Source organism: Sporosarcina sp. Y1011 (assembly GCF_057669885.1).
Map to the genome: position 1 here is coordinate 330,601 of NZ_JBYHFP010000004.1, position 23,803 is coordinate 354,403.

At 40.4% G+C, this 23,803-nt stretch carries 22 protein-coding genes; 3 read left to right on the forward strand and 19 right to left on the reverse strand.

Annotated elements, in window-relative coordinates; translation table 11 throughout:
* Nucleotides 1–57 precede the first annotated feature (57 nt).
* The 4 genes from gpsB to AC25Y5_RS07785 all read right to left on the reverse strand — a co-directional run bounded on the left by gpsB (nt 58) and on the right by AC25Y5_RS07785 (nt 4,364).
* Nucleotides 58–354, reverse strand: a complete 297-nt coding sequence (gpsB, locus tag AC25Y5_RS07770; RefSeq protein WP_482101846.1) for a cell division regulator GpsB — start codon at nt 352–354, stop codon at nt 58–60.
* Between the two features lie 80 nt (nt 355–434).
* Nucleotides 435–1,721, reverse strand: coding sequence for a ribonuclease H-like domain-containing protein (locus AC25Y5_RS07775; RefSeq protein WP_488139806.1), 1,287 nt, complete (start codon nt 1,719–1,721; stop codon nt 435–437).
* Nucleotides 1,711–3,993 carry a DEAD/DEAH box helicase gene (locus tag AC25Y5_RS07780; RefSeq protein ID WP_482104421.1) on the reverse strand — a complete coding sequence of 761 codons (2,283 nt, stop codon included), beginning with the start codon at nt 3,991–3,993 and terminating at the stop codon, nt 1,711–1,713. Before AC25Y5_RS07780 ends, AC25Y5_RS07775 begins: the two co-directional genes overlap by 11 nt.
* The gene (locus AC25Y5_RS07785; protein WP_488139807.1) at nt 3,990–4,364 is read right to left on the reverse strand and encodes a YppE family protein; all 375 of its coding nucleotides are present in this window, start codon (nt 4,362–4,364) and stop codon (nt 3,990–3,992) included. Before AC25Y5_RS07785 ends, AC25Y5_RS07780 begins: the two co-directional genes overlap by 4 nt.
* Nucleotides 4,365–4,700: 336 nt before the next feature.
* Here AC25Y5_RS07785 and recU point away from each other — a divergent pair, with 336 nt between their 5' ends.
* Both recU and AC25Y5_RS07795 read left to right on the forward strand, forming a co-directional pair.
* Entirely contained in the window at nt 4,701–5,336 is a 636-nt protein-coding gene (gene recU, locus AC25Y5_RS07790) for a Holliday junction resolvase RecU (RefSeq protein ID WP_482101850.1), read from the forward strand.
* The gene (locus tag AC25Y5_RS07795) at nt 5,333–8,044 is read left to right on the forward strand and encodes a PBP1A family penicillin-binding protein (RefSeq protein WP_488139808.1); all 2,712 of its coding nucleotides are present in this window, start codon (nt 5,333–5,335) and stop codon (nt 8,042–8,044) included. The genes recU and AC25Y5_RS07795 overlap by 4 nt, the downstream gene beginning before the upstream one ends.
* A gap of 113 nt (nt 8,045–8,157) precedes the next feature.
* On the opposite strand, the gene AC25Y5_RS07800 is transcribed toward AC25Y5_RS07795, so the two are convergent.
* The 15 genes from AC25Y5_RS07800 to AC25Y5_RS07870 form a co-directional block, all read right to left on the reverse strand.
* Complete coding sequence (locus AC25Y5_RS07800) at nt 8,158–8,505, reverse strand: YpoC family protein (protein WP_488139809.1); 348 nt, start codon at nt 8,503–8,505, stop codon at nt 8,158–8,160.
* Nucleotides 8,495–9,148: an endonuclease III gene (gene nth, locus AC25Y5_RS07805; protein WP_488139810.1), complete on the reverse strand. Its 654-nt coding sequence runs from the start codon at nt 9,146–9,148 to the stop codon at nt 8,495–8,497. Before nth ends, AC25Y5_RS07800 begins: the two co-directional genes overlap by 11 nt.
* A gap of 10 nt (nt 9,149–9,158) precedes the next feature.
* The gene (locus AC25Y5_RS07810; RefSeq protein WP_482101854.1) at nt 9,159–9,872 is read right to left on the reverse strand and encodes a DnaD domain-containing protein; all 714 of its coding nucleotides are present in this window, start codon (nt 9,870–9,872) and stop codon (nt 9,159–9,161) included.
* Between the two features lie 36 nt (nt 9,873–9,908).
* Nucleotides 9,909–11,204 carry an asparagine--tRNA ligase gene (gene asnS / locus AC25Y5_RS07815; RefSeq protein WP_488139811.1) on the reverse strand — a complete coding sequence of 432 codons (1,296 nt, stop codon included), beginning with the start codon at nt 11,202–11,204 and terminating at the stop codon, nt 9,909–9,911.
* 29 nt (nt 11,205–11,233) lie between these two features.
* Nucleotides 11,234–12,427 (reverse strand): pyridoxal phosphate-dependent aminotransferase, encoded by a 1,194-nt coding sequence (locus tag AC25Y5_RS07820; protein ID WP_488139812.1) that lies wholly within the window; start codon nt 12,425–12,427, stop codon nt 11,234–11,236.
* A 13-nt stretch (nt 12,428–12,440) separates the two neighbouring features.
* Nucleotides 12,441–12,920, reverse strand: coding sequence for a cell wall elongation regulator TseB-like domain-containing protein (locus AC25Y5_RS07825; protein WP_488139813.1), 480 nt, complete (start codon nt 12,918–12,920; stop codon nt 12,441–12,443).
* 50 nt (nt 12,921–12,970) lie between these two features.
* A complete protein-coding gene (dinG, locus tag AC25Y5_RS07830; protein WP_488139814.1) occupies nt 12,971–15,748 on the reverse strand; it encodes an ATP-dependent DNA helicase DinG in 2,778 nt (925 codons plus the stop codon).
* Between the two features lie 145 nt (nt 15,749–15,893).
* Entirely contained in the window at nt 15,894–16,274 is a 381-nt protein-coding gene (panD, locus tag AC25Y5_RS07835) for an aspartate 1-decarboxylase (RefSeq protein ID WP_488139815.1), read from the reverse strand.
* A complete protein-coding gene (panC, locus tag AC25Y5_RS07840) occupies nt 16,249–17,127 on the reverse strand; it encodes a pantoate--beta-alanine ligase (protein ID WP_488139834.1) in 879 nt (292 codons plus the stop codon). Before panC ends, panD begins: the two co-directional genes overlap by 26 nt.
* Nucleotide 17,128: 1 nt before the next feature.
* A complete protein-coding gene (gene panB, locus AC25Y5_RS07845) occupies nt 17,129–17,974 on the reverse strand; it encodes a 3-methyl-2-oxobutanoate hydroxymethyltransferase (RefSeq protein ID WP_482104429.1) in 846 nt (281 codons plus the stop codon).
* A gap of 233 nt (nt 17,975–18,207) precedes the next feature.
* Nucleotides 18,208–19,191: a biotin--[acetyl-CoA-carboxylase] ligase gene (locus AC25Y5_RS07850; protein WP_488139816.1), complete on the reverse strand. Its 984-nt coding sequence runs from the start codon at nt 19,189–19,191 to the stop codon at nt 18,208–18,210.
* A complete protein-coding gene (locus AC25Y5_RS07855) occupies nt 19,169–20,359 on the reverse strand; it encodes a CCA tRNA nucleotidyltransferase (protein WP_488139817.1) in 1,191 nt (396 codons plus the stop codon). The genes AC25Y5_RS07850 and AC25Y5_RS07855 overlap by 23 nt, the downstream gene beginning before the upstream one ends.
* Nucleotides 20,356–21,489, reverse strand: a complete 1,134-nt coding sequence (gene bshA, locus AC25Y5_RS07860) for an N-acetyl-alpha-D-glucosaminyl L-malate synthase BshA (protein WP_488139818.1) — start codon at nt 21,487–21,489, stop codon at nt 20,356–20,358. Before bshA ends, AC25Y5_RS07855 begins: the two co-directional genes overlap by 4 nt.
* 41 nt (nt 21,490–21,530) lie before the next feature.
* The gene (dapB, locus tag AC25Y5_RS07865; protein ID WP_482101864.1) at nt 21,531–22,331 is read right to left on the reverse strand and encodes a 4-hydroxy-tetrahydrodipicolinate reductase; all 801 of its coding nucleotides are present in this window, start codon (nt 22,329–22,331) and stop codon (nt 21,531–21,533) included.
* Nucleotides 22,328–22,666: a nucleotide pyrophosphohydrolase gene (locus AC25Y5_RS07870; protein WP_488139819.1), complete on the reverse strand. Its 339-nt coding sequence runs from the start codon at nt 22,664–22,666 to the stop codon at nt 22,328–22,330. Before AC25Y5_RS07870 ends, dapB begins: the two co-directional genes overlap by 4 nt.
* Before the next feature lie 106 nt (nt 22,667–22,772).
* On the opposite strand from AC25Y5_RS07870, the gene AC25Y5_RS07875 reads away from it, so the two are divergent.
* Nucleotides 22,773–23,645 (forward strand): YitT family protein, encoded by an 873-nt coding sequence (locus tag AC25Y5_RS07875; protein WP_488139820.1) that lies wholly within the window; start codon nt 22,773–22,775, stop codon nt 23,643–23,645.
* Nucleotides 23,646–23,803: the final 158 nt, after the last annotated feature.

Below are 23,803 nucleotides of genomic sequence, written 5' to 3' on the forward strand. Positions count from 1 at the left end.
ATATCTACAGTATACCTTACTTTTAAGTCTTTTACAATAATGAATTAGGCTAATATATTATTCTTGATCGAAAAGTTTACTTCCGAATACATGTTTCTCCAAATTTGAGATCCTCTTTAGCAAATCAAAGTTAGTTGTACCAGCGCTTCCAGCCGCAGGTCGTTTTTGAGCAGACTCTAATTCTTTTTGCATCCTAGACTTTTCTTGTTGCAAATCCATAATTGTTTTTTTAAAAGCCTCATAATCATGAATAACATCATCTAGGAAGAGATCGACTTCTTCCTGGTTGTAGCCTCGAAGGCCCGTTTTAAATTCTTTCTCAAGAATTGTTTTTGAATCCAATTTAGTATCCATGAAAATCGCCCTTCCGTCTCTGTTTATATAAGGTCAATTATACCATATAGTGACTGACCTTGTCTTTTTAAATAGGATGATTAATAGTTCCCTGTCGATTTGTGCGCTTGCCCGGGAAATAATTTTCTGTTTATTCTAATTTCCCTCTTCGAAAAATCATCTCCTGAACGAATCCGAAATTTTTCTGTTAAGATGGTGGCCTCTTTCAAATACCTGATGGCTTCCTGTGTCGAGTCCAATGCATTATTTAACTCTTTCAGCTTATGCTCATATAGCTTCGCTAATTCCTCCAATGCGATAATTCGTTCACGACCAGTAAGTTTAGCAGCCGCTATCGTAAATGAAGAAACTGCCTCTTTATAAGCCTGTTCCTTTTTCAAAATAAAGCCAAAGTAAAAATGTGTCATGGGATGATGTACCCCATATTCTGTTATCACACGCTCAAAAATTTGTTTACTTCGATCGTGAGACTTCAAATCACCAAACCATTTTCCAATATTCGTATGCGTTATAGCTGATTCAGGAATATCCATTTTCAACAGCAAATCAGTAGAGCGTATATAAAGTGCAACAAGTGAAAGTATATCCCACTCATTATGGACGAGAATTTTCATAAGAAGATCCGCACGACCATTTTTCACTGCATCCTGATAGATGATTGGTGCCATATGTCCGGGCATATCTCCTTCGCGAAAAAAACCGAGCTGTTCTTCCTCTATGTCCGGTAGTCTGAATGTAGCCATTTCACCCTTCCAAATCCGTCTAGAACCGTGCAATAAATCAATTTGTTTATGCTTTATAAGCGGGGGTAATTCTTTGCGGTTCATCGTCCACCTTGTTTCAACCATTGGAATATCAAAACTTTTTCCATTATACGTAACGAGGGTCAACGGTTTTTTCCATAATCCCGTTTCATAAAGAAATGCAGTTTCGTGATCTGGACCTGGAAGTACATACTGCGTCATTTTAAAAGATGATGCTGTCTGTTCCATAAAACCCATTAGAAAAATCAGTGTACCAGCACCTTTTAACCCAGTGGTTTCTGTATCGAAGAACAATAGAGGCTTAGAAAAATCAGGGGAAAGCGGATGTACTTCACCCGAATCACCCCATTTTTCAAGCATTGACTTTAAACCAGACAGAATAATATGTCCGTGCCGATAGTCGGTGTTGTATTCAATAACCCGCTTGTAGACAATGCCGTGTTTATTTACGACCTTTGTCAAACCCGCATCAAGCCATTGTTGTTCATAAGGCGGTGGTTGTGGAACATTCCTTACAACTTCAGAATCATTCTCAAGAATCTTACTCTGGTCTTTTTTCTTCAATAGTTTCTTCATTTGCATTAATTTTTGTTCATAAGACATTGGATTCTCCTCCCGCCAATGTGTGAAGAAGAGAACCAACGTCTTTTTTCATACCCATTCCCGCTTCTTGTGCACCGATACAAACTGGACAACCCGATTCACAACGACAGCTAGATACATGATTAGCCGCTTGGCGGAGCAGTAAATCCCACTGTTCAAAGATTTTTTCACTCAGACCAATCCCCCCTGGATAACTGTCATATATGAAGAACGTCGGCATTCCAGTATGAATGGCTTTTACTTGTGGTACTACATGTACATCTGTCTTATCGCATCTGACGAATAACGGGATAAAAGATTGGATGGCATAAGCCGCACCCGTCATTGCATCCGTTAATCCAGCACGCGTCCACCCTTTTGGAATATCGAAAGTGAACCAAGTTGACGATGTATGCAATTCCTCCGCAGGTAACGAAATCGGACCTGAACCAATATTATCATGCGTATCGAATCTGATTTTCTTAAAAATCGTTGGAATCGCAAGAACTGCAATGTCACCATAAGCTGCATGATTATCACCGAACTGTTCTACATTATCCTCATTCATCACTTTCAGTTCAACTGCAAGATTTGCATCCGTAAAGTAATCGACATCAACTTCACTAACATATGCCTTCTTTTCCGCCCAATCGAGTTCCTCAACTTGAAACTGTGTGCCCTGATGAATATAGATTGCTTCTTCGTGGAGCAAAGTCATCGCACTGAAACGATCCATCTCCCCAATTACCTTTGTTTCTTTTGGATAGGTTTTATCAATAATGATAACGTTTTCCTGCGATGCAGAACGAAGGCTGATTTCACTAGCTGGAAAACTGTCTGTCATCCAATGCCATTTGTCTGTGGTTTTTATCAATATACCTTCGCTTTCCAAGAATGCGAGCAATTCCTGTACTTCGAATTCACCATAGGTCTCTGTAGATGAAAAGGGTAGCTCGAATGAGGCACATTTGAGGTGGTCCATTAAAATAAACATATTATCCGGATGTATTCGTACTTCTTCGGGCGTTTGTCCCAGAAGATAGTCGGGATGTTCAATAATGTATTGATCAAGCGCTAAAGATTGAGCAACATAAATTACAAGCGCTTCATCTTGCCGCCTCCCAGCACGACCCGCTTGTTGAAATGCACTTGCAATATTTCCCGGGTAACCGGTCATAATACAGGCTTGCAATTGCCCGATGTCAATGCCTAGCTCAAGTGCATTCGTGCTAACTACGGTACGAATATCTCCATCGCGAAGCCCTTTTTCAATTTTACGACGTTCTGAAGGTAGATAGCCCCCTCTATACCCCATAACTGTTTCATCGAATAATTTCTTCTTCGTTAAAGCTTTCATATACGTGACAAGCATCTCCACCCGTACCCGGCTTTTTGCAAAAATGATTGTTTGGATGCCTTCATTGTATAAAAGCTTGGCGATATCCCGCACTTCAAGCACTGCACTTCTCCGGATACCGAATGTCGGATGGACGACCGGCGGGTTATAGAAGACGAAATGTTTCTTCCCAGCAGGTGCCCCGTTATTGACGATCACTTGCATCTCAGAGTTTATGAGCGACTCAGCTAGTTCCTGCGGGTTCGCGATTGTTGCAGATGTGCAGATAAATATCGGATCACTTCCATAATAGTTACAAATACGCTTCAGTCTTCGTAATACATGTGCTACGTGACTGCCAAAGACACCTTTGTAAGTATGCAACTCATCTATAATGACGTATTTTAAGTTTTCGAATAAGGAAACCCACTTTGTGTGATGAGGCAAGATGCCTGAGTGGAGCATATCTGGATTAGTCAGTACAATATGTCCGGACTTCCGGACTTTTGAACGTAATCCAGGAGCAGTATCGCCATCATACGTATAACTTAGGATTGTCTCCCCACTTGCTTCTATTAGATCATGGAGATCCGCAAGCTGATCTTGCGCTAACGCTTTTGTCGGAAACAGATAAATTGCCCTGGAAGTATCATCTTCAAGGATACAATCCATAACAGGCAAATGATAACATAAGGATTTTCCGGATGCAGTCGGAGTCACAGCTGTGAACGACTTTCCTGACGATGCCAGTTCGTAGGCTTCTCTTTGATGACTGTATAACTTATCAATGCCTTTAGATGAAAGTGCTTTAATGATTGACGGATGAAGTTTGTCTGGAAATTCTGCGTACTTCGCTTCTTTACTTGCAATCGTTTTATAATGAATGACATTATCCGAAAATGATGGATCAGAACGTAGTATTCTTAATACTTCGTGAACCGCAATTTTCTTTGTCATTTCCTATCTCCTTCTTGCTCTAGATGCAGAGCGTCCAGAATAGTCTTCAATGTATATTCTGCAGAATTGATAGAAAGGATAAATCGTTTTTTGCCGGTCTTTTGATAAAATGATTGCACGATGAATTGCTTCATTGAGTCGTTCAGTGTTTCAATTTGAATCGGATGAACATATTTAGGTTTTGCTGTCTTGATAAATTGAGATACTTCCTCAGTCCATTCATCGAGCAGTGTGTGGTATTTATCCGCATAAGGTTTCACTTCTATAAAAAAGTCAGGTTCCCGGTCGAGTTCCCTCATATATGTTAGTCTTTCAAAACATTCTTTACAGACAGAAAGTAGTTTTTCTGTTTTCTCTATTAAATCTATCAAATTCTTTCATCCTTCCCTTGCAGTCCTTCTATTTTATCAGATATGAAGCCGATTCACCAAATAACAACGAACATATATTCCTGAAGGTCTCTCAAGTCCTTTTTTAAAACAATTTCCATTAAACATGATAAGACATCAATTGCATTACTCCTATTACATCATCTCATTCAATTCTCTCAGAGAATCATCTAAATATCTACTTTTCTCAAATTGCAGTACAATGAATCTTTCTTGACGGAAAAGAAATTGTTGTTGAACCATATTATTGGTTGCAACTTTCCCTTTTCTATTCCGTCTAATCCATGTGGTATAATGGTCAGATGTGAGGTGGTATCTATGACAATACGCTATCCGAACGGCAGGAAATATATACCCGTTCAAAGAAACGTAGCTCAAAAAAAAATCGATCTTTCTTTCAGTAATCGTGGTAAGTCGTTAGAGGATGAACTGAATGAAACCAATGAATACTATTTGAGTCGCGGTATTGCTGTCATTCATAAAAAACCTGTGCCCATACAAGTCGTAAACGTGAATTACCCTGCAAGAAGCGCCGCTGTCATCACAGAAGCTTACTTTCGGACACCGTCTACAACAGACTTTAACGGAGTGTGGCAAGGGAAGTATATCGATTTTGAAGCGAAGGAGACAAAAAGTCTAACCTCCTTCCCTTTACAAAATATCCATGACCACCAAGTGGTTCATATGAAATCTGTTGCGAAACAAAATGGAGTTGTATTTTTCATTATAAAGTTCACTTCGCTTGACCGATATTTTATCGTCCCCTATCATAATTTTGAAATGTATTGGGAGAGAATGCAGACAGGCGGTAGAAAATCAATCACACTTACAGAGTTTGAAACTATGGCGATAGAAGTTTTCCCTAGTTTCAACCCTAGAATCGAATATTTACAAGCGGTGTCGGATATATTATCGTCACCTAACGAAGCTACTGAAAGGCAGGAAGAGATATGAGCGAAAATATAAATTCAAGAACTGCTAGACGAAAGAGCATGGAGGCAGAACGTACAAAAAAGAAAGATAAAAAGCCGAAACAAAAGAAGGGCATCTTTAAAAAGTTAATTCTTGCAGTTATTGCAGTCGCATTTGTCATACTCATCGGTGGTGCTGGCCTGTTCACTTTTTATGCAAGTTCGGCACCCGATTTAGATGAAAATCTTTTGAAGGACCCTCTATCATCTGAGATTTTAGATAAAAATGATAATGTTATTTATAAGTCCGGAACAGAAAAAAGAGAATTTGTTCCTTATAGCGAAATTCCAAAAATTATGGAAGACGCCATTCTGGCTACGGAAGACGTTCGATTCTATTCCCACCAAGGAATGGACTTTTGGCGACTTGGTGGAGCAGTCATTGCAAACTTCCGAGATGGATTCGGTTCACAAGGTGCAAGTACCCTGACACAACAGGTCATTAAGAACTCATTCCTTTCCACAGAAAAAACCCTTAAAAGGAAAGCACAAGAAGCATGGCTTGCCAATAAACTTGAACGCAAATATGAAAAAGAAGAAATCTTTGAAATGTATTTCAATAAAATCTTGATGTCCGGAAATAATTATGGTTTTGGAACAGCTGCCAACTATTTTTATGGTAAAAAATTGAATGAACTTGAATTACACGAAGTCGCTATGTTAGCAGGGTTACCGCAAAGTCCAAACGGATACAATCCATACAAAAATCCAGATCGTGCCAAAAAACGCCGTGACATTGTACTTGGGCTAATGCACCAGCATGAAAAAATTTCTAAAGAAGAAATGGAAGCGGCAATAGCAATTCCTGTAACAGGCACACTTCTTGCTGAAGAGAAAAGGAAAGCTAATGACAATACAAAATATGCTGCATTTGTCGATATTGTATTAACCGAACTGGAAGATGCAGGAATGCAAGACATACTTTCAGACGGCGTCACAATTCATACAACATTAGATGTGGAGGCTCAACAGGCTGTCGAAAATGCTCTCAAATCAGACATCTTCGCTAATGACAAAATGCAAGGTGCGTTAACTGTCCTAGATACGAAAACTGGTGGAATCGTGGCAATTGGTGGAGGTCGAAATTTCTCAACAGGACTTTTAAACTTTGCCGCTGCAGAAAAACGTCAACCAGGTTCAGCTATAAAACCGATTATTAATTATGGTCCTGCAGTTGAATATTTGAATTGGTCTACTGGTCAGACTATGCATGATGAAGCATACAATTATAAAGACTCCAAACCTGCACAACCCGTTCGTAATGTGGATAGAAAATATAAGGGTACAATTACAATGCGTGAAGCGCTAGCTACTTCACGCAACGTCCCCGCAGTGAAAACCTATGAGGAAGTCGGTCGAAAGAAAGCTGTAGATTTTGCGGCTAAACTCGGTTTAGATTTCAAAAATGAATACCCTTCGAATGCGCTAGGAGGAACGGATGAATTTTCTACAATTGAAATAGCGGGTGCTTATACCCCATTCGGTAATGGTGGTATTTACACAAAGCCACATTCCATTAAAAAAATTGTTTATCGTGATGGGGTAACTGATCTTAACATGACTCCCAATCCTGTTGAAGTTATGAAAGATTCAACAGCTTATATGATTACAGATATCCTTCGAGACGTTTTCACTGGCAATGGTACTGGAAAACGAGCAGCCATTCAAGGGCTAGATGTAGCCGGTAAAACAGGTACAACTAACTTCTCAGACAAAGAAGGAGCACAGGATTCTTGGTTTGCGGGTTATACTACCGACTACACAATTGCAGTTTGGGGCGGTTATCAAGATCGTTCTGCAATGGAGAGTTTTGAAGGGGAACGATACGTCCCACAAGATTTGTTTAAACAAGTCATGTCATCCATATCTTCTGGGAAAAATACAGCACAATTTAAAAAACCCTCCTCCGTTGAAGAGGCTACAATTCAATATGGTTCAGATCCACTTATTCTAGCAAGTTCCTCCACACCATGGAACTTAAAACGGACGGAGTTATTCGTACGCGGGACTGTCCCTGTAGAAGTTGCTAGAGAAAAAATCATCGAATTGGAAGCGCCAAACAGTCTAACAGCTGAATATGACAGTGCCTCCAGTTCTATTAAATTGAACTGGGCCCATAGTGCTTCTGACTTTGGCGATGTAGAAGATAACGTCGAGTTTACCGTATTAGTAGGAGCAGATGGTGGGGATATGCAGGTAATGACAACAACCGGAGATACTTCTGTCACGTTCTCTGGCGCAGAGTCAGGCAGGAAATATACATTCTCTGTAATTGCCAAACTCGGTGACTTGCAAAGTGGCGCAGCATCTACTACAGTGCAAATCGAAGATGTTGTTGAAGACATACCTGAAGTGGATGAGGATGAAGTAGAAACTGAAAATCCTGACGGTGAAGAATGGAACAATGAGAATAACGGCAACAATAATGAGAATAACAAGAATAACGAGAATAACGGAAATAACAATAATAACAATGGCAATAACGGGAATAACGGCAACAATAATGGAAATAACGGGAACAACGGCAACAATAATGGAAATAACGGGAACAACAATAATGTAGATGGCACAGGCGATGGTTCTGTTATTGATGATGGAACGATCCCTGATCCAAATGTTGGTACAGAGGGCACAGAGGGCACAGAAGGCACAGAAGGCACAGAAGGCACATCTAACGATAGTAACCCATAATCAAAAATGTAACACACTTCTTTAAATGTGTTATTAGTCAATTGTGGAAATGCCATGAAATCCAGACAAAAAAACAGAACCTCAGATGCAAAACACATCTGAGGTTCTGTTTTTTATTTCTTTTGTATTGAAAGTCTTGCAGTTTTCTTTTTTGTTTCCGTAAAGAGCGCATCCAATTGAATATAAGCATAATGACTGGCTATTTTATCTTTTACAAACTCAAAACGTTCCTCACCATTCAAAGGTAAAAGTGTATAAACAACCTTTCCTTTACGGTCATCAAACTTACTTCCACCTTGCTCAAGCAAGACATTGTAATTCTCAATTGCCGACTCCATTAACTCTACGGCTTGATGATCTTTTTGTTGATAAAAAGTCTCTATTTCTTCACGAACTGTCTCCCATTTATCAAAATAGGGAGTTAGCAGCTCTTTGTCGATAGGGTTTACTTCACTCAGCATTCTCTTTCATCCTTTTCTTTCCTTCTCTGCATAACGGCAATAGCGGACAAACATTGCATCCAGGGTTTTGCGCCTTGCAGTGGTATCTACCAAAAAAAATTATTTGGTGATGCGTATCTGTCCATTTATTAATCGGAGTCCACCGCATAATTTTTTCTTCAACTGCAATGGGCGAGTCTTTCCACCTATTCATTCCTAGTCGTTTCGCTACACGTTCAACATGTGTATCGACAGCAAGAGCAGGTATACCAAAAGCATTTGACACGACCACATTTGCTGTTTTACGACCCACTCCTGGAAGCGTCATCATGACATCCCTATTCGGGGGTACCTCCCCACCATAATTATCAATCAATAATTGGCTAAGTGCTTGAATATTTTTTGCCTTATTCCGGAATAATCCGATTGACCTGATATCCCCTTGCAGTTCCTCGACATCAACCGCAAGATAGTCCTCAGGTGTTTTATATTTTTTAAATAGTTCCGCCGTTACTCGATTCACTAAAACGTCCGTACATTGAGCAGATAGAAGCGTCGCTATTGTTAATTCAAAAGGATTGTCATGCACCAATTCACAGTGCGCGTCTGGAAACATTTCACCGAATTGCTCCAGACAAAATCCCCATTGTTTTTTCGTCAGCATGGTATCCCACCTAATCCCGTTCTTCCAGCCAATTATAGAATGGAACACGTTTTACCGAAACAGTTTTTTCATTTTGCTGAGATGGTCGCGGTCCTACCGTTCGGAAAGACTTTGTTTGACGTTCAACATCAGACATTGTTTTAACATTTTTCTTCTTCCACTCGAAAAGAATCCGATCGATATACCGCAGACTAAGTTTTTGAGCAATAACAGCTTCTTTTAATGCTGCACGGATAATTTCAACAGTATGGCCATCATCATCAAGCCACATCGTTATTGATTCGCATTCCATTGGTGACAAAAACCGTCCAAATTCTTGTTCAAATAGCGAAAAAATTTCTCCTTCTGCATTCTTATGGGTCTCTTCCTCAACCTCATTTGTCGCAAGCTCAATATGATCAACTAAACGATTCCAGAGTGGTAGCAAAGAGAATGTCTCATACAATACACCTTTTTGATCCTCATTTTGACCAATTTGGAGAAAACCGCGTTGCATCAGGCGTTGTAATACCATGGATACTTCGTTTTCAGACAAATCCATTCGACTAGTAAAATCAGTAGGTGTTGGGAAATGATTCCCTTCTGATTTATAAGCCGTCATATGCATGATTAGCATCGCGTCCAAATCTTTTATTCCAAGACTCTTATAATGGTGAAAAAAAAGCTGGGAAATGTTAACATTTCCCTGCTCAATCCAAATCCGGAGTCGTTCTTCGTGTTGCATGACCGAACCCCTCTCTTCTATTAAAATCAAAAAGTTTTAAGGGTACAATCTATTCAATAGACGTGGGAATGGAATCGTTTCGCGAACATGTTCCACACCTGAAATCCATGCGACTGTACGCTCAAGTCCAAGTCCAAATCCTGAATGTGGAACCGCTCCGTATTTACTAAGATCCAAATACCATTCATAAGCAGATTCATCAAGGTTGTGTTCTTTAATTCGTTGTTTCATCAGCTCATAGTCATGAATACGTTCAGATCCGCCAATAATTTCTCCATAACCTTCGGGAGCGATTAAATCAGCACACAAAACAACATCATCCCTTGTAGGATGCGGTTGCATATAGAAGGGTTTAATGCCTATTGGGTAATGTGTGATGAATACAGGTGAATCATAACTTTCTGCAATTGCTGTTTCGTGTGGCGCTCCAAAGTCTTCTCCCCATTTAATATCATCAAATCCGTTTTCATTCAAAAATTTGATAGCATCATCGTATGAAATACGAGGGAATGGTGCTTGGATTTTTTCAAGTTTAGACAAATCGCGGCCTAGTCTTTCTAATTCAATTGCACAGTTTTGCAAAACTGATTGAATAACATGCGTCACATACTGTTCCTGTACTATCAAGCTTTCATCAAACTCGACAAAAGCCATTTCAGGTTCAATCATCCAAAACTCGATTAAGTGACGACGTGTTTTCGATTTTTCTGCACGGAATGTCGGACCGAATGAGAATACTTTTCCAAGTGCCATCGCTGCAGCTTCCATATACAATTGACCTGATTGCGAAAGGTATGCATCTTCATCAAAATATTTTGTTTGGAACAATTCGGATGTTCCTTCTGGAGAAGAACCTGTCAATATCGGTGGATCTACTTTGACAAATCCGTTCATATGGAAAAACTCATATGTTGCACGAATGACTTCGTCACGAATTTTCATTACTGCATGCTGTTTACGTGAACGGAGCCATAAATGGCGGTGATCCATTAAAAATTCTGTACCATGCTCTTTCGGCGTGATTGGATAATCTACCGCTTCATGAATGACTTTAATATCTTTCACTTGTAGCTCATAGCCGAAAGTTGAACGCTCGTCCACAGTTACTTCTGCTGTAATATAAAGTGAACTTTCTTGTGTAATTGACTTTGCTTTAGCAAATAGATCCTCGCCAACCGCTTCTTTAACGACTACTCCCTGTACGAATCCAGAACCGTCACGAAGTTGTAGAAATGCAATCTTCCCGCTAGAACGTTTGTTGGCTAGCCATCCACCAATACGAACTGTTTCGCCTGCATGGTTTGGCATTTCATGTATCATGATTGTTTTCATAATAACCTCCAAGAATTTAATCTCTATTTTTAATCTTTCCAGTTTGCTTCTACAAATACACGAATTCGTCGAATCGCTTCTTCCAACAGTTCGATTGATGTTGCATAAGACAAGCGAATTGTATCAGGTGATCCAAAACCAGATCCCGGGATAACAGCGACATTTGCTTTCGTCAATAATGCCTCTGCAAATTCATCAACGTTAGCAAACCCTGTTTTATTAACTGCTTTAGATACTTCAGGAAGTAGATAGAAAGCGCCTTGAGGTTTAATCACGTTAAATCCAGGAATTGCCGCTAATTGCGGGTAGACCCGTTCCATACGCGATTCAAAATCTGCACGCATTGTTTCTACTGTATCTTGGGGACCATTATAAGCCTCGATTGCAGCATATTGAGAAGTCGTCGTAGGATTCGATGTCGAGTGACTCGCTAAACTCGTCATGGCACTTACTACTACCTCATCCCCTGCGACGTAACCTATACGCCACCCTGTCATTGAGTGTGATTTCGAAACACCATTAATGAGAAGTGTACGACTTTTAGCATCATCAGAAAGTTGTGCTATTGAAATATGCTTTTCATCACCATAAATGAGTTTCTCATATATTTCATCCGAAATGATCCAGATATCTTTCTCTTTACATACTTCCGCAATTTGCAGCAATTCTTCTTTAGAATAAATCATACCTGTTGGATTCCCAGGTGAATTGATGATTACTGCCTTCGTTTTAGAAGAAATTGATTCTCGAATTTGTTCTGCGGTTACTTTAAACTGTGCCGCAGCTGTCCCTTCAATATGTACCGGAACTCCGCCTGCCAACTTTACCTGCTCGGGATAACTGACCCAATAAGGAGTTGGTATGATGACTTCATCACCTGGATCGAGTAAAACTTGGAACAGCGTATACAATACGTGTTTAGCGCCAATCCCAATCATGATTTCTTTCCCAGTATAGTTTAGCTGTTGGTCTTGCTTTAACTTCTGGATGATTGCATCTTTGAGCGCTGGTAACCCACCCGAGGGTGTGTACTTTGTTTTTCCATCTTTCATGGAAGTGTAAGCTGCCTCAATAATATTAGCTGGCGTATTGTAGTCCGGTTCTCCCGCACCAAGACCAATGACATCGATGCCTGAATCTTTCATTTCTTTCGCTTTCGCCGTAATGGCAAGCGTTGTTGATGGTGTAAGCGTATTTACCCTCGCTGCTAATGATTTCGTCAATTAAATCGCTCCTTTAGAGATTCAAAATGCGTTTCCACCATTGTCCGTCCTCGAAAAAGACATAGACATAATTCAGTTTATCGTTTTCACTTTTGAAAACTACTTCCCAAACTGCATTGTCTCCTTCAATTCCAAGCGTGACATGAAGAATCTTTTTTACATCCAATTCTTCTTTTACGTTTGCGATTGCTTTTTCTGCTGTGATTCCTTCAGACAACTTGACTTCCTTATAGCGGTCTTTCAATTTCCCGTCGATGAAAACAGCTTTTTCTACCCCGTCTTTGTCTACACCAAACACAGTTACACTCGGAACAGTACCATTAAAGACAGTAGCTGAACTTGCAGAAACGAGTTGTCCCGATTGAACCGCGGATTCGATGGCTTTCTTTTCTGCTGATGAAAAAGGCTTATCAGCATTATAAAAAACAGTGACAGTTATGACGATTGTTAACATTAATAGGAAGACAATGATGAATTTTATCCAGTTCAACATATTACTTCACGTCCCGAACCTTTAAGAAATATTTTCTACTAATTACCTACCTAATCATTATAGCAATTTTCGAGTTCATTAACCATATGATCTAACGACACTTTTTTCACAGGCACGTCTGGAAAAGCTTCAAGGAATCGCTTACCATACTTTTTCGTTTCAATCCTTCTGTCCAATATAATGAAAAAACCTCTATCTGAAGATGATCGAATCAATCTCCCAAAGCCTTGACGGAGTCTCATAACCGCTTCCGGTAGTGCATGTTCCGTGAACGGGTTTAATCCAGCTTCAGTCATTCTGGCCGCTCGAGCTTTGTAGACAGGTTCTTCCGGTGATGAAAATGGAAGCCTTACAACAATCACCGCTGTTAGAGCATCCCCAGGTACGTCGACACCCTCCCAGAAACTATTGGTCCCGAAAAGGACAGAATTGTTGAACTGTCTGAAAGACTTCAAAAGCCTAATTCGACTCCCCGAACTTATCCCTTGTGCAAATAGCGCATAGCCTTCTAACTGTTCACTTTCTGTAATAAGTTCATATGTTTTTCTTAACATATCTTGGGATGTAAACAGAACAAATAGCCTTCCACCCGTTGCCATTACTGTCTGAATCACCGCATCTGTAACGGCTTCAACATAATCAGATTGACTGACATGCTGGATATCAGGCATGTCCTCAACAATGAATATTTCTGCACCTTCATAGAAATGGGCAGGCGCATCAAATGTTACAAGCGGAATCGAATCATCTATGCCAAGTTGCCTAGATATGAAACGGTCATTTCCGGGAACTCTAAGTGTACCTGAAGTCCATACAATTCCAGTCTGTTCGTTTTTCATCCTATTGGTAAACTTTTGAATCAGCTGAGACCCATCCAATGAGCGTTTAATAACAGTTAGGCTTCCTGGAACACTTCGTAAATCTTTTTCCATCCAGACAGTGAAATCTTCCATGTTGTAATCAAGAAAAACTTCTACCCATTCACCGGCTTTGATAGTCAGTTCTTGTACCCAGAAATTCCATTCCGCTAGAATGGCCTGTTCATCACGCGTCAAATTATCTAAATGGTTCGATAAACCATGCGTGAAAGATTCAGCTTTTCTAATGTAATCAGACAATGCTATAGCAACTTTCGAAAAATGCGATTGATTATATTCCAATTCAGAGAGTGAATAAACGACTCTGTTTCCTTGATGTCTTTTACGTCTTGGAGGATTGAAACCAGTCAAAGTGGAAATCGCATGATCGAACAAAGTTAGGAATTTGATAAATGCGGAATCCAGCAACTCTTTATTGTGAAAGCCATCGGTTCCAAATTTGTTATTCAGCTTGTCAATTTGCTGCAACAATTGTCCGGATGTTTCTGAAGCAAGCTGTCCAAGAACATATTTCCAATTCGTGTACGAAAACACTGTTTCATTCATAAAGGTTGCAGCTTGTACAAATTGATGTGCTTCATCAACAACTACTCCGGCTAGTGAAATGAATATACTTTGTTCGCGATTCAAATCCGACAGCAACATTGCATGGTTTGTAATGATTAAATTTGAATGTTCGGACCCTTGGAGTAGTTTATAGTGATAATCAGCAATTTGTTCATCCCACGCAAGCTTATTCGTTCGCTTTCTAATTCGATCGACAAATAACTGTCCACCGCCAGAAACATTAATCTCTTGCAAATCACCTGTTACGGTTTCTGTAAGCCAGACAAGGATTTGCATTATTGTAAATGTCTCATCGTACGATTCGTCGGCAATTCTAAGAAGTTCCTCGAATTTACCAAGTGAGATGTACTGCTCTCTTCCTTTAAGCAATGTCGCCGTCACATTGCAATCAAGAATTAATTGTACTTTCCTGAGTTCCTCTTCCATGATTTTATCAGCCAGATGATTCGTGTATGTGCTAATAACAACTGGCTTCCCTGTCCGTATTGAATGTATGGCTGCTGGTACTAGATAACCAATCGTCTTTCCAATCCCAGTCGGAACTTCTGCAATAATTTCAGTTTGTGTAGACAAGGTATCCCACACTTCATCCATAAATCCAATTTGAGAATCTCTATGTTCAAACTCTGGGTAAGCTTTTTTTAATTGCTCTATTTTTTTTTCATTGTCACTGGGATATACCGGATTTACAAAGTTCTCAGGTTGTTGCATCACCACATTGCGATAGGGTATACCACGGAAAAATGAAAACTCATTACCTGTACTTTTCGTCCGTGCAATTTTGAGCGCTTCATGAAAAAGTGTCGATAGATCAGATTTTAAACGAAATGATCTGCGATGTAAGAGATTTAGTGTATCCTCCGGCAATGCGTATAACTTTTTCATGCAGATTAGAAATAACTTCGCAGTTGCTTCTGCATCCTCATCAGCGCGATGTGCAGACGCCAATGGTATGCCTAGTTCTTCGGTAATATCCTGCAGTCTGTAACTCGGAGCGGATGGTATTAAGACTTTGGACAATTCTACTGTATCGATTTTCTTCCCTGTCCACATCGCGATTCCGCATCTTGCAAATTCGCTTTGAAGAAAGGATAGGTCGAAATCCGTATTATGCGCAACAAATACAGTTCCTTCCAATAGAGTGGCGACTTCAGCTGCGATTTCTTCAAAAGATGGTGCATCCTTCACATCTTCATCAGAAATCCCTGTCAAATGACGGATGAAAGCAGGGATTTTTTGTTCAGGGTTTATAAAGCTGACGTACTTATCGCCGATTTTTCCTTCTTTAATAAATACAACCGCGATTTGAATCATCCGATCCCCTTTTGCCGGTGAATGACCGGTTGTTTCTAAATCAACGACTGCATAGGTTTTATTGTGCATTCGATCATCAACTTCCTGTTTATCATACTAATGCAGATTGTATCACATTCCGGCTTTTAAGTTAGTGCAAATCCCCAACAGATTGAAAAAAATCATAAAAAGCTCATTTGAAATCAAGTAACTGATTCCAAATGAGCCCTATAGATTAGAGGGCCATACCCTGCTTTTCCCGAATAATTTCTTTTACCTGGTTTTTATCATCCATAATAAGAACTGTTGGCTCATGCGTACTTGCTTCTTCGTCTGACATATAAACATAGGACAGGATAATGACGATGTCACCGCGTTGTACAAGCCTTGCTGCCGCTCCGTTCACACAGATGACACCACTTCCGCGTTCCCCTGCAATAATATACGTTTCAAACCGTGCTCCATTATTGTTGTTAACTACATGTACTTTTTCATTTGGCAACATTCCTGCAATCTCTAGTAACTCACTGTCGATTGTTATACTGCCTACATAATTTAGATTTGCTTCTGTTACAGTTGCACGGTGTAATTTACTGTTCATCATCATTCTGAACATGATAACCATCCTTTGTTGACATAATAATATTATCTATCAATCTTGTATTTCCAAACTTTACTGCACAGGCAAGAATTGCCTCATCTGCAGAGAATTCATATTCTGTAAGTGCTGGGTAAGACAAAAGAGATATGTAATCCACCAGGCCAGAGCTATTGTTGACAATATGTGCTGCCGTTATCCGTTCAATTTCATCATTCGGCACACCCTCTTTAAACAATGAAACAGCTTTTTCGAGTGCCTGCCAAATAACTGGGGCTTGCGCACGTTCCGTCGCAGTCAATTTAACATTTCTGGAACTTTTCGCGAGTCCATCCTGATCGCGGACGATTGGAACCCGAACTATCGATGTTCTTAAGTTAAAGTCCCGTACAAACGTCTCGATAATCGCAAGTTGCTGGGCATCTTTCATACCAAAATAGGAACGGTCAGGGTCGACGATATTGAACAGCTTCAAGACGACTTTCAAAACGCCATCAAAATGACCTGGACGTGATGCTCCGCACAATGTATTCGCTTGAGGACCTGGCAGAATTCGAATGCCGCCATCTTGTGGATACATCTCTTCCGGTGTAGGCATGAAAAGAATGTCCACGCCTGCCTTTTTTGCTAAACTAGCATCTCTTTCTGCATCACGGGGATATGCATCAAAGTCCTCCCCTGGACCAAACTGAGCAGGATTGACGAAAATGCTCATGACGACGATGTCATTTTGCCCTCTCGCCTGCTCCACGAGCGATAAGTGACCGTCATGCAAAAAACCCATCGTCGGTACAAAACCGACTGTAGAGCCTGAACGTGCATTACGATCAATCAAACTTTGTAATTCAGATATCGTTCGAACAACATTCATTTCATTTGTCACCTCCACTGCCACCATACAATGCAACCAATTCTTCTTCCTCCATCGTAAAACGATGTTGTTCCGAAGGGAATGAACCATCTTTTACTGATGTCACGTACTTGTTCAACCCGTCACGAATAACCGTTCCGGCATCTGCATACGTTTCCACGAATTTAGGGACATGGTGACTTCCGTATTTAATAGTATCATGGAATACAAGTACCTGACCGTCTGTTCCTGCTCCAGCACCAATGCCGATTACTGGGATTGAAACAGCGGCTGAAACTTCCTCACCAAGTTGATAGGGAATACATTCCAATACAATCATGAATGCTCCAGCTTCTTCACATGCACGGGCGTCATCGATAAGCTTTTTCGCGGCTTCCGCCGTTTTCCCTTGTACTTTATAACCACCGACAACCGATGCAGATTGTGGCAACAAGCCTAGATGAGCAACAATTGGAATTCCTGTTCCAGTGAGCAACCGAATCGTTTCAATTACGTTTCCTGCACCTTCAAGCTTTAATGCATTTGCATTTGTTTGTTGGAAAATCCGGACCGCTTCTGTTAACGTACTGTCCGCAGAGCCATGATACGTCCCAAATGGCATATCGACAACGATGAAGGTATCCTTTGCCCCCCTCCTAGTCGCCTTGCCATGGTGAATCATATCCTCTGTTGTTACAGCGATGGTTGAATCATAGCCAAGTACAACCATTCCGAGTGAATCACCAACAAGAATAATATCGACTCCCGCCTCTTCCGCAAGCTTCGCTGACGGGTAATCGTATGCCGTCAACATGACAATCTTTTCACTGGTCTTTTTCATTTTAATAAAATTTAGTGTACTCTTCATTTTACTATTCCCCTCTCTTTTGAGAAGAAACCGGATATAAAAACCCTTCTGTGCCAAAAATGGACAGAAGGGTTGTATCATCATGTGATGGTTTCCTCCGTCCCTGTCTTTTCGTTAAGATCAAGGCAGATCATATTAAACTTTAGGTATTCGTATTTCAAAAGTGGTGCAGCTCACAATAGATACCGCCCTTTGGATTTACTATAACAAATTGAAAGTTCAATGTATACCTATCACTTTGTGATTTCAATATCTGCTGAATAGATTCCTCGAATTGTACCGTCACTGAGCTTCAATTCTAAGACCCCATCATCCGATATCCCAAGTGCAGTACCTACAATTGTTTCATTCAACATGACAGCTCGTATCTGTTTCCCCGTTGTGTTCGAATAGCCTTCCCATAACAGCTTGATTGGTCCAAAACCGTGTTTAACATACAAGTCTGTGTAGATTTCGAGAAATCCAAGGGTTTTTGCAATAAGTTGCGCACGGTCGACCGACTTACCGGTAACTATTTTAAGGGATGTCGCAATGTCTTGCAGTTCTTCCGGAAAATCCGTTTTTTCTTGGTTCACATTCATACCGATTCCTAGAATAACTGCTTTTACTTGATCAGGGTCCGCCTGAAGTTCAGTTAATATTCCAGTCACTTTTTTACCGTTGATCAAAATGTCATTCGGCCATTTAATATCTGGATCGATTCCTGTCATTTCTTGAATGGCTCGCGTAACTGCAACCGCCGCAACTAACGTCATCTGTGGCGCTTGTTGAGGCGTTAATGTCGGCCTGGTAATTACACTCATCCAGATACCTTTGCCCGCTGTAGAGTTCCACGGACGCGCCATTCGTCCTCTCCCAGCAGTCTGTTCTTCAGATATAACAACAGTTCCATTAAGTGCACCATTCTGTTCTTCATCATGTGCAATGAATTGTGTCGATTTACACGTTTCAAAGTAATGGATGTGTCGACCATAACTTTTAGTATTCAAATGTTTTTGTACATTTGCTTCGTTCACCCGGTCTGGTGAGTTGATGAGATAATAACCTTTTTTTCGGATTGTCCCTATTTCGTAACCTTCTATTTCAAGTTCTTTTATATATTTCCAGATGGCGGTCCTCGATAACCCGAACTGATCGGCAATCTCTTGTCCAGAAACGGGTTCACCTTCTGCGTCAAACAGCCTTTTTAACAATTCATTTTTTACCAGTGAATTCATTTAGAAACCATTCCTTTATGTCATTGGGCTCATTTTCAAGTGAACCGTGTAGGACAGCTTTTTCAATCTTTCCAATCCATTCACCAAGCCATCTACCTCCTGATTGATTTGTCCACTCCATCAGTTTTTGACCGTCGACAGCAAGAGCTTTTATTGACTGAATTGGTAGCGATTCTTTCATTCGTTTAATTTCTGTAGCCATAATTGTTTCTTGGTGAGTATGGAACGTCGAGAAAATCTTTTCCGTCGTTAAAAGGACTGACAAATCATTTAAGTAATAGTCGTCAACAGTGAATTGTCGATTTAGTCGATTTGCGTATACATCATTTACTGAACTAAGGAACATCCTATCAACGTTCGACAATTTATATGCTTTTACGATTTCTGATGGTGAGAAGTCTCCCGCAACCATAAAGCAAGCCCAGCCTTCACTCGGCGTTTCAAAAGGTGCAGTCTTATTTAGTTTCTCTATGTCTTTCGGAAATAATGGTAAATGTGAAGCTATCCCTGTTTCTTGTATGCATAGAAAAGCTTTTATAGGATAATTGCCGGAAAATAGTTTATCCATTTCAGCTTTTAACCGTTCTACAGAAATGTATCGAATCTGTTCAGCATTGCGACGGATTGCTTCAAATGTCTTTTCTTCGATTTCAAAATCTAGGACAGCAGTGAATCGAATTGCTCTGAACATCCGAAGCGCGTCCTCTTTAAATCGATCTGCTGCATTTCCTACGGCCCGGATAATTCGTTTTGTCATATCCGCTTTGCCACCGAAGAGATCAATCAGTTCTCCATCAATTGTCATTGCGAGTGCATTCATCGTGAAATCTCGGCGCCGTAAATCTTCCGCTAAAGATTTTACGAAACGTACTTCATCAGGGCGGCGATGGTCTGTATATAAGCCTTCTGTCCGGTATGTCGTTACTTCTATAGGTTCACCTTTCATCAGCACAAGCACAGTTCCATGTTTGGTCCCTATATCTACGGTCATCGGAAATACTGCTCTCACTTCTGCAGGTTCAGCAGAAGTAGCAATGTCGATATCTGTTGGATTTTTACCTAACAAAGAATCGCGCACTGCGCCTCCAACAAAAACAGCTTCATATCCCGCACTTTCAAGTGAATGAATAACCTCACGGCTAGGTACAGATCCGAAATTAACTGTCATCTATTTCCCGCCACTTCATAATAAAGATTTTCGTACTGGTCGACAATTGTGGATGAATGGAACTTATCAGATGCAGAAGCCAAACCATTTTCCCTGAAAGTTGCATGCAATTCTCTGTCTTTCAATAATATGAGCGCTTTTTCAACCGCTGCATGCCTGTCTCCTACTTTTACAATAAAGCCATTGATACCATCATTAATGACTTCTGGAATTCCACCCGTATCTGTTGCGATAGATGGAACTCCACATGCAAGTGCCTCCAATAGTACAAGACCGAAAGCTTCCTTTTCCGATAAATGGAACATTAAATCACTGATTGCCAATAGCTCAGGTAAATCATCCCTTTTTCCAGTGAATATAACATTTCCCTGCAAACCTAACTCCATCACAAGCTTTTCCATATCAATTCGCTCGGGTCCATCCCCGACCAAAATCAATTTTACGTCAATCTCTGTCATTATTTCCTTAAAACTGTGTATAATATCGGGAATCCGTTTGATTTTCCGGAAATTTGAAATATGGATAATAACTTTTTCTTCTGGTTTGATTCCCAAGTCAATTTTCAAAGTCCCGGGATCCAATGGCCGATACTTGTTTTCATCGATGAAATTATATATTGTCATCAAATCTTTTTTCGGTTTAATTAATTCTAAGGTCTCAAGCCGGAGAGACTCAGAAACTGTGGTTGTAATTGTTGATTTATCAATTCCATAACGAACTGTATTCTTAAGTCCTGGATCATGGCCAAGAATCGTTACGTCTGTTCCATGTAGTGTTGTAATAACACCAATTGTCGAATTTGCCATATCTTTGCCGAGTGCCGCAGATATAGCATGGGGTACAGCATAATGAACATGCAGAAGATCTAGTTTTTCTGTTTCAATCACCTCTGCAATGCGGTTGGCCAGCGCAATATCATAGGGAGGATATTTAAATACCGAATAGCCATCAATTGTAACTTCATGAAATTGAATATTAGGATGTGTGTCCAGAAAACGGAATGGTTTGCTGGATGTAATATAATGCATTTCGTGGCCTCGATCCGCCATCATTTTACCGAGTTCAGTCGCGACTACTCCGGAACCCCCGAGGGAGGGATAGCAGATGACACCTACTTTCAATTTTTTCAATCACAGCACCCCTTCCGACTTACAGTTATAGATTTCTAGTATTAATCGATAAAATTCTCTAGTCCATAGACAAGGTCTTTTCGTTCCATGACATTGTGGATTGCCATAAGAATTCCTGGCATGAACGAATTCCTATTGAATGAATCATGGCGGATACTAAGCAATTCACCGTCTCCGCCGAGCAATACTTCCTGATGCGCAAGTAAACCGGGTAGTCGTATGCTATGTATCTTCATGCCTTTTATATCTGCACCGCGTGCACCGGCTTGATGTTCTTTTTCATCAGGGTGTCCTTGTATATGTTCATCTCTGACCGCGTTAATCATTTCGGCAGTTTTCACTGCAGTTCCTGAAGGAGCGTCGACTTTTTTATCATGGTGCATTTCTAGGATTTCGACATCACCCAAGTAACGTGCTGCTATTGCCGAAAACTTCATCATAAGCACGGCTCCAATAGAAAAGTTCGGGGCAATAATGCCTCCCGTCTGATTGTTTGCTGCCAGCTCTGTTAAAAGGGCAATATTATCCTTAGAGAGTCCGGATGTGCCAACGACTGGTCGGATTCCTAGGGTTATGGCATCATGAACATTTTTAAAAACAGCTTCCGGATCAGTAACATCTAAGAGTACATCAGGTTTATTCGTATTTGCCAATCCTTCAAGAGAAGTATAAATTGGAATACCTCCCGGCTCTTCATTTACATCAGTTCCATGTAAAAATTGTCCATCGTACTTATAATCAAGAATAGCAATGACTTCCATATTAGGCGTATTCATAATTGATACTAATGCTGCGCTACCTAATCGGCCGCGTGCCCCAGCGATTGCAACTTTTATCGTCAAATCATTTCCTCCTTTTTGGTCCAGCGATCGGTGTCCCGTTTCTTGAATTTTTCGAGAACATCCGTAAGTGCTTTTTCTAAACTGATTCCTTGTGAATTAGCGAAGCAAATAAGAACAAACAACAAATCTCCAGTTTCTTCTTCAAGTGACTTTACCGCTTCAGTGGATTTTTTCTTTTTCATGCCGTATACATGCTGCACTTCCCGCGATAATTCTCCAAGCTCTTCAGTCATCCGAGCAACTAGTTCCATCGGTGGGAAGTAACCTTCTTCAAAGCTATTAATGTACAGATCCACTTCTTGTTGTAAGTTCTCCATTGTTTGTGATTGTTCCATTTGCGTCAACTCCCACTACCATCGTATTAATTAATAACAGTATTGTCAAAATAAAAATTATAGATGATAATAACCCTAGCGTTTTAAAAAGGAAGGTGTGCACGAAATGTTTCAAGGAATTAAGTTCAAAAATATCTTTTTCATCATTCTCGGTGCTGCAATTTTCAGCTTCGGACTCGTTCACTTCAACATTCAAAATGAACTTGCTGAGGGAGGATTCACTGGGATTACACTGATTCTACTGTTCGCTTTCGATTGGGATCCCGCAATAATGAATCTTCTCCTGAATATCCCAATGTTCATTATCGGATGGAAATTGTTAGGTAAAAAAGTATTTATTTATACGGTTATTGGAACTGTCGCAGTGTCGATTTTCTTGAAAGTTTTCATGATTTATCAGATTGATATCCATTTAAAAGATGATATGTTCCTGGTGGCCTTGTTTGCCGGCGTGTTTATCGGTGTCGGACTCGGAATCATCTTTAGGAATGGAGGAACAACAGGTGGTGTTGATATTATCGCACGTCTCGCCCATAAATACATTGGTTGGAGTATGGGAAAGACAATGTTTTTATTCGACGCGCTTGTCATTTTGGTTTCTTGGGCCGTTTATCTGGACCATCGCTCGATGATGTATACGCTCGTTGCACTATTTGTTGGTTCAAGAGTCATTGACTTTGTTCAAGAAGGTGCTTACGCAGCTAGAGGGGCATTCATTATTTCCGAATTGCAAGATGAAATCGCTACAAAAATTACAGCGGATATGGATCGCGGTGTCACTGTTTTTAGAGGTTACGGTCATTTTACAAAGTCTGATAGAGAAATTCTTTATTGTGTTGTTGGTAAAAATGAACTTGTTCGTTTAAAAAATATTATTACATCCGTGGATCCACACGCATTTGTTTCTCTAACCGATGTTCACGATGTCATGGGCGAAGGTTTTACGCTAGATGAACAAAAACGCCCTCTAGAGCGCTAGATTGGCGGTGTGATGGCAATGGTACTAAGCACATCGCGATGCCTACTGAAACGTCGGACATTAAGCCAAGAAGAAAAGTCTACATTATAGGAATCTCTCACGGTGCAATATTTAAGGTTCTAAGTCAAATGTTGGGGTGATGTGATTTGCACGTCACC